Annotated in this window: 14 protein-coding genes and 1 riboswitch; of the genes, 1 reads left to right on the top strand and 13 read right to left on the bottom strand. The window is 38.6% G+C overall.

The annotated features are described in order from the left end of the window. Positions 1–84: 84 nt before the first annotated feature. Positions 85–921, top strand: coding sequence for a late competence protein ComER (gene comER, locus IHV11_RS04395; protein ID WP_197193809.1), 837 nt, complete (start codon positions 85–87; stop codon positions 919–921). Between the two features lie 59 nt (positions 922–980). Here the strand turns inward: comER and IHV11_RS04390 are convergent, their stop codons facing one another. The 13 genes from IHV11_RS04390 to IHV11_RS04330 form a co-directional block, all read right to left on the bottom strand. Beyond that, complete coding sequence (locus IHV11_RS04390; RefSeq protein ID WP_197133268.1) at positions 981–2,033, bottom strand: ribonucleotide-diphosphate reductase subunit beta; 1,053 nt, start codon at positions 2,031–2,033, stop codon at positions 981–983. Next, on the bottom strand, positions 2,023–4,242 hold the full coding sequence (locus IHV11_RS04385) for a ribonucleoside-diphosphate reductase subunit alpha (protein WP_370568660.1): 2,220 nt from the start codon (positions 4,240–4,242) through the stop codon (positions 2,023–2,025). The genes IHV11_RS04390 and IHV11_RS04385 overlap by 11 nt, the downstream gene beginning before the upstream one ends. Positions 4,243–4,379: 137 nt before the next feature. Then, a riboswitch (cobalamin riboswitch) is annotated at positions 4,380–4,581 on the bottom strand. A 57-nt stretch (positions 4,582–4,638) separates the two neighbouring features. Further along, complete coding sequence (locus tag IHV11_RS04380; RefSeq protein WP_197193807.1) at positions 4,639–5,424, bottom strand: 3-hydroxybutyrate dehydrogenase; 786 nt, start codon at positions 5,422–5,424, stop codon at positions 4,639–4,641. 31 nt (positions 5,425–5,455) lie between these two features. Beyond that, entirely contained in the window at positions 5,456–6,850 is a 1,395-nt protein-coding gene (locus IHV11_RS04375) for a GntP family permease (RefSeq protein WP_197133277.1), read from the bottom strand. Between the two features lie 314 nt (positions 6,851–7,164). Then, positions 7,165–8,532 (bottom strand): sigma-54 interaction domain-containing protein, encoded by a 1,368-nt coding sequence (locus IHV11_RS04370; protein WP_197193806.1) that lies wholly within the window; start codon positions 8,530–8,532, stop codon positions 7,165–7,167. Between the two features lie 99 nt (positions 8,533–8,631). Continuing rightward, a complete protein-coding gene (locus IHV11_RS04365; RefSeq protein ID WP_197193805.1) occupies positions 8,632–9,372 on the bottom strand; it encodes a class I SAM-dependent DNA methyltransferase in 741 nt (246 codons plus the stop codon). Continuing rightward, entirely contained in the window at positions 9,373–9,741 is a 369-nt protein-coding gene (gene rsfS, locus IHV11_RS04360; protein WP_197133299.1) for a ribosome silencing factor, read from the bottom strand. A gap of 15 nt (positions 9,742–9,756) precedes the next feature. After that, entirely contained in the window at positions 9,757–10,329 is a 573-nt protein-coding gene (gene yqeK / locus IHV11_RS04355; protein ID WP_197193804.1) for a bis(5'-nucleosyl)-tetraphosphatase (symmetrical) YqeK, read from the bottom strand. Then, positions 10,316–10,900: a nicotinate-nucleotide adenylyltransferase gene (locus IHV11_RS04350; RefSeq protein WP_197193803.1), complete on the bottom strand. Its 585-nt coding sequence runs from the start codon at positions 10,898–10,900 to the stop codon at positions 10,316–10,318. Before IHV11_RS04350 ends, yqeK begins: the two co-directional genes overlap by 14 nt. Positions 10,901–10,914: 14 nt before the next feature. Further along, positions 10,915–11,205 (bottom strand): ribosome assembly RNA-binding protein YhbY, encoded by a 291-nt coding sequence (gene yhbY / locus IHV11_RS04345; protein ID WP_197133323.1) that lies wholly within the window; start codon positions 11,203–11,205, stop codon positions 10,915–10,917. 2 nt (positions 11,206–11,207) lie between these two features. After that, complete coding sequence (gene aroE, locus IHV11_RS04340; protein ID WP_197193802.1) at positions 11,208–12,035, bottom strand: shikimate dehydrogenase; 828 nt, start codon at positions 12,033–12,035, stop codon at positions 11,208–11,210. A 15-nt stretch (positions 12,036–12,050) separates the two neighbouring features. Then, positions 12,051–13,154 (bottom strand): ribosome biogenesis GTPase YqeH, encoded by a 1,104-nt coding sequence (gene yqeH, locus IHV11_RS04335; protein ID WP_197133434.1) that lies wholly within the window; start codon positions 13,152–13,154, stop codon positions 12,051–12,053. Continuing rightward, positions 13,151–13,666, bottom strand: coding sequence for a YqeG family HAD IIIA-type phosphatase (locus IHV11_RS04330; RefSeq protein ID WP_197193801.1), 516 nt, complete (start codon positions 13,664–13,666; stop codon positions 13,151–13,153). The genes yqeH and IHV11_RS04330 overlap by 4 nt, the downstream gene beginning before the upstream one ends. Between the last annotated feature and the right edge of the window lie 413 nt (positions 13,667–14,079).

Raw genomic sequence — 14,079 nt, 5'->3', positions numbered from 1 at the left:
TTCTTAACTAGGCTTGAACTTGCAAAAAAACATATTTGATACACTGCGTGCATAAATTTGAACGTAGAGGAAGGAGGTTCAGATATGAAGGTTGGAATTATCGGAACCGGAAATATGGGAAGCGTTCTTGCTTCTTCTTTTATCGAATCTTCAGCCATTTCGCCATCAAGGCTCATGGTCACTAACCGCACTCTGTCTAAAGCTGAGAGGCTGCAGAATGTCTATCCAAAAATGAAGGTTGGAAATAATCCTGAAGAAGTTTTCCGTTTTGCTGAAATTGTGTTCATATGTGTGAAGCCACACGAGTTTTATTCGTTGCTATCTAGCAATAAAAGCTCCATCTCTAAACATCAGTTGGTCGTTTCAATTACGAGTCCTATTTCCTGTGAACAGTTGGAAGATCTACTAGATTGCAATATTGCAAGAGCTATTCCGAGCATTAATAACCGGGCACTAGCTGGATCATCACTTGTATCATTCGGAAAAAGGTGCCACGCTGATTACAAAGAAAAGCTGCTTTCTTTAATGAGCTATATTTCTACACCTCTTGTTATTGATGAAAATATCACTCGTATCTCTTCTGATATCGCAAGCTGCGGTCCTGCGTTTATCGGTTATGTCCTGCAATGCTTTATTAACTCAGCAGTCGATCAAACTGAAATCACTAAAGCTCAGGCAACTCAACTGGCAAGCGATATGATTATCGGAATGGGGAAACTACTTGAGAAAGATATTTATACGTTGCCTACACTCATTCAAAAGGTATGCGTAAAAGGCGGTATTACAGGAGAGGGCATTAAGATTCTGAGCAATGAGGTCGATGAAGTATTCGATCATGTCATTAAACGTACACATGAAAAATATCATGAAGAATGTGATAAGGTGAGTCAGCAGTTTGAAGTGAAAGAAGAGCTTAAGTAATTTCTATCGTCATTATAAAACATCTAAAAAAAGAAAGCCGGGACCTAGATCCCGGCTTTCTATAGTTCATCGAAACCATTTTCATCAGAAACTTTAGTATATTGTCTCGATTTCTGTTCAAAAAAATCACTTTTTCCAGAATTCACATCAGAATAAGCCTTTATCCAAGGAAGTGGATTTTTATTGTATTCTGGATAAAGCTTGTTAAATCCTAATTCGTTCAATCGTTTATTCGCCATGAATTTAATATAAGCTTCTAAATCGGATTCATGGATGCCCTCAAATGAATTTCCTATTATATACTTACTCCATTTGATCTCGAGCTCCGCCGCTCGCTGAAACGTGTTTTTCGCAAACATCTCCAACTCTTCATCTCTTAAATGCGGATCTTCTTCTATTACGGCTTTAAAAATTTGCGTAAACAGATAAACATGCAGCTGCTCATCCCTATTAATATAGTTGATCATCGTTGAAGTCGAGACCATCTTTTGATTTCTGGCCAAATTATAGAAGAAGCTAAAACCAGAATAAAAATTTAATCCTTCAAGAATCACGTCGTAAATAATAGATTTCAAAAAAGATTGAGGCGTAGGATTATGAAGGAACTCCTCATAGCCTTCAACAATAAAATCATTCCTCTCTCTTAGCACAGCATCTGTTTTCCAGTATTCGAATATCTCATCCTGCTTGGACTTCGGTACTAAAGAGGACAACACATATGAATATGACTGATTATGAACGACTTCTTGAAACGATAGCGTGGCCATGAGTGCAGCAAGACTTGAATCTGTTAAGTAGGCTGCTACTTTGCTTGAATAATCCGTTTGAACACTATCTAAGAATGCCAATAACCCTATGATTTTATTAAATGTATCTTGTTCTTTTTCGCTCAAGCTAACATATTGTTTGCTGTCACTCGACATATTTATTTCAAACGGTGTCCAAAAATTGGCTAACATGTTCTTATATAAAGGATAAGCCCATTTATATCTCACATCGTCCCAGTTTAGAATATTAGAACTCTTACCATTTATGATACCTGTAGATCGATTAGGAGCTTCCACATCATAGATTTTTCTCTCTTTGAGTAGTTCAACCTCTTTAACTTTCACAGCTTTCACATCCTTCTAACTCAATCGATGTAGATCGGGTATAATACGTAGTCTTCAATCCTTTTTTAAAGCTGAGCATATGCAAGTGCAACAGATCCTTTGCCTTTATATTGTGATTGACATAAAGATTAAACGAAATGGACTGATCCACGTGTCTCTGTCTAGCTGCGTTCTGTTCAATACTCCATGTTTGATCGATTAAGAACGCAGATTTATAAAACCAAGTTGTGTCTGCATTCAAGTCAGGAGCGGTTACAGGTATTTTGTAATTCTTTTTTTCTTCAGAATAGAATTTTTTAAATATAGGATCTACACTCGGTGTCGAATTTGCGATGATCGACGTTGATGAATTCGGTGCAACCGCAATGAGGTACCCATTCCTTAAGCCGTGCATATTAACTCGTTTTTTTAGACTATTCCATTCTTCAGAGGAATAGTTACGCTTCGAAAAGTAGTTTCCTGTCTCCCAATCTGAACCTGAAAATGCCGGATATCTTCCCTTTTCTCTCGCAAGCTCACAACTAGCGTTGATTACATGAAAATTAATAATTTCATAAAGGTTATCAGCGTACGAAACGGCTTCTTCACTTTCCCACTTGATTCCCTCTTTTGCTAAAAGGTGGTGCCATCCAAACGTACCTACACCGACCGCACGATATTTCTTATTTGTAAGTTCTGCTTGAGGTACATCTATACGATTTAGATCAATAACGTTATCTAGCATTCGGATTTGAATATCAATGACTCTCTTTAACACTTGATCATTGATTACTTTAGCAAGAGAAAGAGATGACAGATTACAGACGACAAAGTCTCCTGGCGTTTTTCTGATGACAATTTCTCCATCCTCTGCCTCCTCTGAAGTGACAACCGTTGCAGACATGTTTTGCATAATCTCTGTGCACAGATTAGATGCATAGACCATCCCTTTGTGAGAATTCGGATTTAATCGGTTTACAGTATCTCGATAGAACATGAACGGTGTTCCGGTTTCAAGTTGCGACTTCATGATCCGTTTCATGATCTCAATAGCAGGAATGGATTTTTTTGAAAGTCTCTCATCCTCTACACAATCAGCATATTTTTCTCTAAAGCTTCCTGACCCAACCGTTTCATCATAGAAATCTTCTAACGAATAGCCTTTGATTTTTCTTACTTCATGAGGATCGAACAGATACCAATCCTCGCGTTTTTCCACGCGCTCCATGAAAAGATCTGGCAGACACACACCTGTAAAAAGGTCATGCGTTCTCATTCGTTCATCACCATTGTTTAACTTTGCATCTAAAAACTCCAAGATGTCTTTATGCCAAATATCCAGGTAGACTGCAATCGCGCCTTGCCTCTGTCCAAGCTGATCTACAGAAACTGCCGTGTTATTTAACTGCTTCATCCACGGTATTACACCTGATGAGTTTCCTTTGAATCCTTTTATGTCAGAACCTCTTGCTCTAATCTTACCGAGATAGATACCAAGTCCGCCGCCACCTTTCGAAACAGTTGCAGCATCTGTATTAGAATCAAAGATCCCTCTTAAACTATCGTCGATCGTATCAATAAAACAAGAACTAAGCTGCCCATAACTCTTGCCTGCATTCGCTAAAGTCGGGGTGGCAACCGTCATATAAAGGTTCGATAGCGCCCAGTATGCTTCTTCGACTAATTGAAGTCGATTCGTTGGATTCTCGTCTCTCATTAAAAACAACGCGATCAGCATCCAACGTTCTTGTGGCAATTCATAAATTTCGTGATTGAACCCTTTTGCCAAATATCGATCAGCAAGCGTTTTGAGTCCGATGTATGTAAATAACTTATCTCTCGTAGGGTCTATCATGTTTTCAGCATTCTCCAACTCTTTCTTAGAGTACGCAGATAGAATGGTATCATCATAGATATTCAAACTTACTAACTTAGAGATCAAGCCATAAAGGTTCGTATATGGACGTTTTTCTGCTTCAGCACGATTGATCATGACTTCTTCATATAATTGCTTTAAATAGATTTGCGATGCCACAAATGTCCACTGTGGTTCTTCTGCATTTAATCCATTTAAAGCTTCCATGATTAACTGTCTGTAAAGTGAGCTTGATTCTCCTGTTTGAGTTTCCATTTTCTCAGCATTTTTTAGAAAAGTTTCAGCTTGTATGTTCGGAAAATTTTCGACACAACTCCTTAACCACTCCCCGAGTAAAGAGTTTACAGTTGTCATTTTCATATTAAATACACTCCCTAGTCATAATAAAAACCCTCTTCCATCAGGAAGAGGGTGAAAGAATGACGTGTATTTCGACGGACAATCGTCCGCATAAAACAGCCGCTGTTCTTTCTCCCAATCCCCGAGGAAAAGAAAATAGGAGTCTTCAGGCAGGTCTACTGGCTTTTGCTTCTTCCTACTTTGGGCCTTCCCATACAGCAGTCATTGTAAATAACTGATCCGTACAGTGGCTATTCCATTTCGTCCACAATTACAGTTGCGGGGACAGCTTCGGCATTGCACCGAATTCCCTTTTCAGCCGGATATTCCGGCACCTGAATTCTCCATATATAGGTTTGTACTATATACTTTGACACTAAATATAGTGAATGTCAATAAATTATCTATCGTTTATTGTGCGACATATCCTCCGTCGATCACAATCGCTTGCCCTGTAACACCTTTCGCATTCTCACTTGAAAGAAAGAGTGCGTAATCTGCAATTTCCTGAACATCTAACAATCTTTTTTGTGGAACAAGAGGATAGATTACTTCTTCCAAAACTTTTTCTAACTCTACGTTTCTCGTTTTCGCCAGATCTTCTAATTGCCCTCTTACAAGAGGTGTGTCAACATATCCCGGACAAACCGCATTTACCGTTATTCCATGTGATGCACCTTCTAAGGCAGCCACCTTTGTTAAACCAATAACTCCATGCTTCGCACTGTTGTAAGCTGATTTCCCCGCAAAACCTACAAGCCCATTTATGGACGCCATGTTGATGATGCGTCCGAACCGTTGTTTCTTCATGATTGGAAACACATGTTTAGTTGCTATAAATGGAGCGGTAAGCATGACACTGATCAATTGCTGGAATTTCTCAGTCGGGAATTCTTCAAGTGGAGATACATACTGCAATCCTGCATTGTTGATGAGCACATCGATGCGTCCGAATTGTTTCAGTGTTTCGTCCAACGCTTTTGTTATATCTTCCTCCGTGGTCACATTACAGCCAAGTCCGATTGCTTCAAGACCATCTTGAGCCAACAAATGTGCTGATTCCTTTGCTTTCTCATCATTCAAATCACTGATCACGACTTTTGCTCCTTGTTCAGCAAAAGCCTTTGCTAACTGCAAACCGATTCCACTAGCTGCTCCTGTAATAAAAACAACTTTCCCCTCGACAAACGCTCTCATGGAATTATTACTCCTTTTTTAGAATAATGGTTTAAACGATACCAAATCCGTAATACAAACCAATGATTACAAACACGGCTATCGTTTTAATGATCGTCATAGCAAAAATATCGATATACGCCTGTTTGTGAGTTAAACCTGTAACGGCTAACAACGTAATTACAGCACCGTTGTGAGGGAGTGTATCCATTCCACCACTCGCCATAGAAGCAACACGGTGAAGTACTTCTGTATCAATTCCTAGTTTGTCTGCTTGTGCGATATACGTTTCACTCATCGTTGCGAGTGCAATACTCATCCCGCCAGACGCTGATCCTGTAATACCTGCTAACGTCGTAGTCGTAACCGCTTCATTGATCAACGGGTCTTTAATCGTATTCGACATCGCCGAGTTTACTGCAGTAAAGCCAGGAAGTGCTGCGATCACACCACCAAATCCATACTCTGATGCTGTATTTAATGTTGCCAGTAACGCTCCGCCAATGGATAGATTAATTCCTTTATTAAAGTTGTTTTTAATTCTCTTGAAAGAGAACAAAAGAACTGTAACGATACCAATGATCAAAGCTCCTTCAACTGCCCATACAGCAGCAAGTGATGGGATCTGAATCTCAGGCACGTTCTTCATACCAATAGCAGAAAAATCAAACGTCTTACCGTAATACTGTGGAATTAAGACGGTGAACCATTTATTGAACACTCCTACTAGAATAAGCGGAAGAATCGCTATAAAAGCATTTGGTAGATTTTCAGAATCTAGCTTTTCAGGCTCATTGGTATGTCCTGTTCCGTATCCTTCACCTTTTGCAGCCGCTTGTCTACGTCTCCACTCAAGGTAGATCATACCCAATATGAAAACAAACATTCCTCCGATAAACCCGAGCCACGGTGCAGCCCATGTTGTTGTTCCGAAGAAAGATGTAGGAATTATATTCTGAATCTGCGGACTCCCTGGAAAAGCATCCATTGTAAAAGTAAAAGCACCTAACGCGATCGTACCCGGTATAAGTCTTTTAGGAATATCAGCAAGTTTAAAAAGTTCAGATGCAAACGGGTAGAGAGCAAAAGCAACAACAAACAGAGAGACCCCACCATACGTTAAAATTGCACCAACAAGTACGATTGCAAGCATTGCTCTAGCAGGTCCGATCAGTTTGATGACAAACTGAGTGATTGATTTTGCAAATCCTGACATTTCAATAACTTTCCCGAAAATCGCCCCTAGTAAGAAGACCGGGAAATAGAGTTTAATAAAACCAACCATTTTCTCCATGAACACTCCTGAGAAAAAGGGTAATACGTGACCAGGTTCAGTAAGCAATACAGCAAACAAAGCAGCGATCGGCGCGAATAAAATAACGCTGAATCCTCTGTATGCTACGAACATTAAGAAGAATAAAGCTAATAAAATAATAATAATGTCCATTTTCAAATTCCCCCATTCTATCCATTTAACATTTTTGAAGCGCTTTCATTTTTTTTAGCATCATCACCTTTCCATATCATTTACACCCTTTAATTCATATGCAAGTTTCATGCCAACATCAGAACGTATAATGGGTATACATCATCCTATTATTTTTCCGAAAAAACGGAAAAATAATATTGATACTTAAACTTTGTGATTATAGAAAGTTAGAATATAACATAGATGATACTTGGAAATCTCATTTAATTAATAAAATGAATCATTCCGAAAATACGGAAAGGCGTTCCGTTTTTTCGGAATAGCAGATTAGATTAACGAATGTTATATTTTTTAATCTTATCATATAGGTTTGTCTTTCCAATGCCTAGATGTTTAGCAACTTGCATAATATCCCCGTTCATCTTCTCTAAATAGTAAGCAATCACATTTTTTTCTGTTTCTTGAAGATGTTCTTTGAGTGTCATCTGCTTCTTATTGATTCCGAGCTTTTCTTTTAGAAAATCCGGAAAAACATCTAACGATAATCTATCACTATGGGTAAGTTGGATGCCTGCCTCAACAAAATTCTTAAGTTCTCTCGCATTGCCTGGCCAGCTGTATTCTAAGAATGCTTCTTTTACATCTTGATCAATACTAAGGATTCTTTTACCTGTTTCAGCACAGTTCAATCGGATAAAATTTTCTGCGAGAGGCCATATATCTTCTTTTCTCTCACGAAGCGGAGGTATTTGGATTTGAAGGACATTTATCCGATAAAACAAGTCTTCACGAAACTTATTCTCATTGATCAATCCTTCTAATGAGCGATTTGTAGCAGCGATCACTCGCACGTTTACTTTTTGGGGTTGAACAGCTCCTACAGGCTCTACTTCTTTTTCCTGAAGTACACGCAGCAATTTTATTTGCATACTTTGAGGAAGGTCCCCAATCTCATCCAAAAATAGAGTGCCTCCGTCTGCAAGTTGAAACTTACCTAATTTCCCGCCTTTTTTTGCTCCTGTAAATGCTCCTTCGGAATAGCCGAATAGCTCAGATTCAAACAAATGCTCTGGCACTGCACCACAATTCAGTTTTATAAAGGGCTTTCCACTTCTTTCACTTAATTGATGAATGCTATGGGCAAGCAACTCTTTTCCTGTTCCGCTCTCTCCGCGGATCAATACGGATAGATCTCCACTGGCAATATTTTTCACATGTTTTTTTACTTTTTGAACTTCTGCTGAAGTTCCCGCAAAATCATTTAGCGTATAAGTGGCACCATTTATTTCTTCCCACTCTTTTTTATAAAAATTGAGTTCATGAAGAAGCGCTTTAATATGAGAGTTCATCCTTTTCCATTGCTCTGTATCTCTAAATATTACAGTTCCTACAGCTCCGATTACTTTTCCTTCATTTAAGATTGGAACACGGTTTGCTATCATGTAGTTCCCTCTAATAAATTGTAGATCCGCAATTTCAACTTTTCCTTGTAAAACATCTTTGTGCATTCTTGTGTTTTCAATAACTTTTGTAACATGCTTTCCTACCACATACTTAGGATTTTCATCTAAAAACTCGCAGTATGTTTTATTCATATACCGGACGATCCCTTCATGATCAACAACGACAATCCATTCATAAGCGCTGTCAATGATCGTCTCTAAAATGTTGTTCTTAAACAATGGATCTTGATCCAACATACACATCACCTAATTCTGTAGAAAAGTAGTAAATCTTTATGGATTATTGTACCGTTTCCTAAAAGAAAAGACAGCACATTGGCTGTCTTTTCATCATTTTTATCTTTTTCTCGCAACGAATAAAATCCGTTCACTTTCCTCAGTCGGCTCATTTTCATTAAAATCAGCTGTGACATCTAAGTGTTCGAATCCGCATTCTTTTAACCAATTACAATAGTCCTCAATAGAAAAAGTTCTTTGTGTATGAAGTTCATCATATCGTTCGTAATGATCCCCATTTTGAATAAAAAATGATAAGTCGTGTTCTACACTATTTTGAAGGTCGCCTTGGTAGCACTGCCAAATGTAAGAAAGCTTCTCTTCGTTACTTCCGAAGGTTTGTCCAATAAAGATTTCATTGATCTTATGTAAAGAATGAACATCAAAAAGGAGAAGTCCTCCTGTTTTCAGGTGACTACCCACTGAAAGAAAAGTACGTTTCACATCTTCCTCAGATAAGATGTAATTAAGCGAATCACATAATATCGTGACGCAATCATATACTCCTAATCCTTCTAACTCTCGCATATCTTGCTGAAAAAGGGAAAGGTTAACCTTTTCAGCTTCAGCTTTTTCCTTAGCGACCATCAACATGTCTGAAGAAAGATCAACCCCTGTAACATCAAAGCCTTCTTTCGCGAGTAGAATCGTCATCGAACCCGTACCACAACCCACATCTAAAAAACGCTTTCCACTTTCTAAATGTTTTGAGGCGGATGTTTTAACAAAGTTAAGCCATTCATCGTATGGAGCATCCTCCATCAACTCATCATATAGATAGGCAAATCGCTGATAACTCATCTATAAGTTTTGTTGTGGGGCAATGATAGGATCTACATCTATCTTATTGGCATCTCCCCATAGTTTCTCAAGGTTATAATAACTGCGGTCATCACGATGAAATACATGAACTACGATATTTGCTAAATCGATTAAAACCCATCTTGCATGGTCATAGCCTTCCATTCGGCGAATCTGAATATCATTCTCTATGGCAACATCTTTCAGTTCCCTTGCAATGGCTTGGACTTGTTTCTCAGAATTACCATGACAGATAACAAAGTAATCTGCTACAAGCGAGATTCCTTCCATATCTAACACGGCAATGTTCTCTGCTCTTTTATCATCAGCGGTCTTTACGACCAATTCCATAAGCTCTTTTACGTTCATCCAGTGCACTCCTTCTTATTTTTGTAGTTTAATCTCTTGAAGCAATCCGTTATACGCTTCAAACGTGAGTGGATAGATTTTTTGATTCTGTTTCATTAAAAAAGTGATCGTGTTTTTAACGGCCATCAAACAAGCTTGATCAAGATTATTCTCTGCCATCTCTCTAACACTTTCCACACCTGGGAACTGACGGTTCGGTTCGATGTAATCTGCTAAGAATATCACTTTTTCAAGCTCAGTCATCGCTGCGTGACCTGTTGTATGGTAATAGATAGCACTTAAAACGTCGCTGTCTGTTACTCCAACTTCTTTTTCAACTAAAAACGCTCCAACAGGTGCATGCAATACTTCATTTCCATAGTACAACAAATCTTGTGAAAGTCCTTCGTTTCGTACGATATCTCTCATTTCTTCTTTTGGCCGAAATTTAGCATAATCATGAAATATGGCGGCGGTTTCTGCTTTTTTAGGATCCACTCCATATTTCTTCGCGAGAGCAAGACTTGTTTCTTCCACTCCTAACGTATGGATAAAACGGTGCTCTGTAAGCTGTTTTTTCACTATTTCAAGTGCTTTAGTTCGTTCCATAAAGGTGGTTCTCCTTTATATGATTCCAGACCTCATCTGAGACATAATAACGAATATCATGACCCGCACGTGATCGATTACGGATAAATGAGGAAGAGATCTCGATAATAGGTACTTCTACATGCTTTACTCGATACCTCTCCCAATGATGATCAACGGCATATCCCGCACGACCAACACCCGCAAAATCAATAAGGTCTTTCAACTCTTCAATTTTATGCCAGCTGCTTAATGAATGAACCATATCTCCACCCATTATAAAAGTGAAGTTTTCTTGTGGATATTTATCCTTCAAGAGGCGTATCGTATCAATAGTATATGAAGGTCCACTTCTCTCAAACTCAAGCAAAGAAAGGGAAAATTGCTCATTGTTACCAATAGCTTTCTGAACCATTTCGATTCGCTGCATATCAGAGACTTCATTGTCTTTTTCCTTATGAGGGGGCGTAGAGGATGGCATCCACCACACTTCATCTAGATGCAATTGAGTTAATGCCTCTTGAGCAATAATCAGATGTCCGATATGTGGTGGATTAAACGTGCCTCCAAAAAGTCCAATTTGTCTATTCATACCAATGTCACTCCTTAAGGGAGTTGGATGCGTTTTTGATTGACCGATTCTTTGTAGAGTACGATCGTGCTTCCGATCACTTGTACTAACTGAGATTTTGAACCAGAAGAAAGTTGTGACGCTACTGTATCCTTATCATCTTCACAGTTTTGAAGGACGCTAACTTTTATTAGCTCTCTCGCTTCTAGTGCTTCGTCAACCTGCTTGACTAGATTTGAATTAACTCCACCTTTACCAACCTGAAAGATAGGTTGAATATGGTGTGCCTTTGACCGTAAAAAACGTTTTTGTTTACCTGTAAGCATAGTTACCTCCTAAGTTGTTCCATAACGACTTGTTTCATATTATTTGTATCTGGAAAAGTACCTGTCCACTTTTCAAATGCCATAGCTCCTTGCATAACGAGCATAGATACACCATTATCAGTAGTAGCACCTTTTTCCTCAGCTTCTTTAAGCCATCTTGTTGTTAGCGGATTATATACGATATCACTCACTACTGCGCCTGTCTTCAGCAAGTTAAGGTTAAGCGGAACCGACTCAGTATCTGGGTGCATACCAGCGTTAGTCGTGTTGATTAACACATCAAAACGAGCAAGATTTTCTTCAGCTCTTTGTAAAGACATACCTTCTATACGCTCATCCTTCAAATCTTTTAATAAAGAATGAAGACGTCCTTCTGAACGATTCGCTATCGCCATATATTTTGGCGCTTCTTTACTTAGAGCATAAGCGATAGATCGAGCAGCTCCGCCAGCACCGATCAACAGAACGTTTAGATCTGAAAGCGGCTTTCTGATCTTTTCTTTTAAACTCAGTAAGAATCCCTTACCGTCTGTGTTATATCCAATCAATTTTCCATCTTTATTTACGACTGTGTTAACAGCGCCTATCTCTTTTGCTTCCTCATCAATCTCATCCAAAAATGGAAGAATCGATACTTTGTGAGGGATGGTAATGTTGCATCCTGCATAGTGACTATCTTTCAAAAAATTAACGAACGCCTCTAATTCATCAGAAGGCACACGTTTTTTTTCATATGCTCCAGAAATACCTGTTTGCTGAAATGCGGCCTCTTGCATGACAGGTGATAAGGAATGATCGATTGGATCTCCGATGACAAGTGCTTTAATCATGATGAAAATCTCTCCTTAGATTAAGGATTTTCGAACCGTTACTGCTACACCCTCTGGTGCATAAAAAGCTACCTTCGCACCTGCTTCTGGGAAGGTTACCCAGCCTAATCCAGAGATCACAATATCTGTTTTGCTTTCCTTTATAACAAATTCATAGCGTTTTAGCTTTGGAAAGTTCTCGGTATCTTCAGGTGGTGCTAACATGTCACCAAGATGTTTCTCATAAAGTTCGTCCGCTTTGTCGGTCTTTGTTCGATGAATATTCAAGTGGTTTGAAAAATGGCATACAAATGACTGTTTGCCGCCTTTTATATAATCCATTCTTCCGAGTCCGCCAAAATACAGAGTCTGCAACTCATTCAACTGAAACACCATAGGTTTAATTTCCTTTTTAGGCATGATGATATTCAGTTCTTTTTTAGAAACATAATGTGCCATCTGATGGTGATTTATAATTCCAGGCGTATCGTACATGTGACTTCTTCCATCGAGTGGAATATCAATGAGATCTAAGGTTGTTCCTGGAAAATGAGAAGTTGTGATCAAATCAGCAGCTTCTTCGCCAAATTGTTTGATCAAACGGTTAATGAACGTTGACTTTCCTGTATTTGTACAGCCAACCACGTATACATCTTTTCCTTGGCGATAATAATCAATTGACTCTGCCAACTCTTCAATACCATATCCTTTATCAGCAGAGATCAATTTAACATCAATCGGTTTTAAGCCTAGCTCTTTTGCTTCCTTCTTCATCCAATGAATCACCTTATTCGGATTCACTGATTTTGGAAGCAGATCAAGCTTATTTCCGACAAGAAGGATTGGGTTGTTCCCCGCATAACGATGGAGTCCCGGCAGCCAGCTTCCATTAAAATCAAAAATATCAACGATTTTTACAACTAACGCATCTTCATCTCCAATGCTTGAGACGATTTTACGATAATCATCATCTGTTAAACTCACGTCATGAATTTCGTTATAGTGTTTTAAACGAAAACAGCGCTGGCAAATAGGCAGCTCTTTCGTCAGTGCCGAAAGAGGTGCGTATCCAAGCGCTTCTTTGTCTTCTGTTTGTATGGAAACTCCACAACCCACACATTTAATTTGTTCCAATCCTATTCCTCCCAATGCAGCATGCCTTTTCTTTTCATCCAAGACAATATGATGCGTTCGATCTTTCTGTTAAACCTTGTCCAAAAACCGTCACTGCTAGCCACTGGTACAACGAGTATAGTATGCAAACCTAATCGATTTCCGCCAAGTACGTCAGTAAGAAGCTGATCTCCGATAACAACAACTTCTTCATTTTTCAGCTTCATATCTTTCAAAGCGCGCTTGAAAGCTTTAGTCATTGGCTTTCTCGCACTATAGATAAACGGAATGCCAACTGGGTCTGAGAAGCTCTTCACTCTATGTTGTGTATTGTTTGAAACAATTGTGATCAAAATACCTTTTTCTTTAATAGAAGTAAACCACTCGATCAATTCTGGAGTCGCTTCAGGTCTATCCCATTCCACAAGCGTATTATCCAAATCTGTGATAATACCTTTTACTCCTCGTTCAACTAACATTTCCGGTGTGATGTCCACTATATTTTGAACATGTTGATCCGGTAAAAAATGTTTTAACATTCTAGCACCTCTTCACGTTTCCATTTCAACGTATCTATTTTACCAGTAATGAAAGGAAGTACAAACGATTTTTCTACAATAACTGTCATAATAGATCAATTTCAAGAGCTTTCCATGAGGTTTTTCTTCTAAATTGATCAATTAAAACAAGCAACGTTTATAAATTGTTAATAATAGACTAGTTTAGAAAAAATAAAAAGTTTTCGACAATTTGTTCCCCTACCCAACAGTGTGGATAATCTTATTCACATTATTCACCTAAGTATCCGCTATCTTTCTTAAAGATGTTAACATTTTACCCACAACTTATCCACCAAACACTGTGGATAAACGAACGGTTGTTCCTTTTTACAATACATGGTAAGCTTCAAAGTACATAAAGCAAGTACATAAAAACATGAACTTATCATCAT

Source organism: Fictibacillus sp. 26RED30 (assembly GCF_015903845.1).
GTDB classification, from domain to species: Bacteria; Bacillota; Bacilli; order Bacillales; family Fictibacillaceae; genus Fictibacillus; species Fictibacillus phosphorivorans.
This window is presented reverse-complemented; position numbering and strand designations above follow the sequence as displayed.

What these genes read in the sequence shown, in the direction of transcription:
- rsfS (WP_197133299.1), bottom strand. Translation starts at nt 9,741, where the DNA reads ATGAACGTAAAAGAGCTTATGGAATTGGTCGTAAAGACCGCTGATGAT.
- IHV11_RS04370 (WP_197193806.1), bottom strand. Translation starts at nt 8,532, where the DNA reads ATGTTGGATCAAGATCCATTGTTTAAGAACAACATTTTAGAGACGATC.
- IHV11_RS04330 (WP_197193801.1), bottom strand. Translation starts at nt 13,666, where the DNA reads ATGTTAAAACATTTTTTACCGGATCAACATGTTCAAAATATAGTGGAC.
- yqeK (WP_197193804.1), bottom strand. Translation starts at nt 10,329, where the DNA reads ATGGAACGAACTAAAGCACTTGAAATAGTGAAAAAACAGCTTACAGAG.
- IHV11_RS04375 (WP_197133277.1), bottom strand. Translation starts at nt 6,850, where the DNA reads ATGGACATTATTATTATTTTATTAGCTTTATTCTTCTTAATGTTCGTA.
- IHV11_RS04350 (WP_197193803.1), bottom strand. Translation starts at nt 10,900, where the DNA reads ATGAATAGACAAATTGGACTTTTTGGAGGCACGTTTAATCCACCACAT.
- IHV11_RS04385 (WP_370568660.1), bottom strand. Translation starts at nt 4,242, where the DNA reads ATGACAACTGTAAACTCTTTACTCGGGGAGTGGTTAAGGAGTTGTGTC.
- IHV11_RS04380 (WP_197193807.1), bottom strand. Translation starts at nt 5,424, where the DNA reads ATGAGAGCGTTTGTCGAGGGGAAAGTTGTTTTTATTACAGGAGCAGCT.
- IHV11_RS04365 (WP_197193805.1), bottom strand. Translation starts at nt 9,372, where the DNA reads ATGAGTTATCAGCGATTTGCCTATCTATATGATGAGTTGATGGAGGAT.
- aroE (WP_197193802.1), bottom strand. Translation starts at nt 12,035, where the DNA reads ATGATTAAAGCACTTGTCATCGGAGATCCAATCGATCATTCCTTATCA.
- comER (WP_197193809.1), top strand. Translation starts at nt 85, where the DNA reads ATGAAGGTTGGAATTATCGGAACCGGAAATATGGGAAGCGTTCTTGCT.
- yhbY (WP_197133323.1), bottom strand. Translation starts at nt 11,205, where the DNA reads ATGCTTACAGGTAAACAAAAACGTTTTTTACGGTCAAAGGCACACCAT.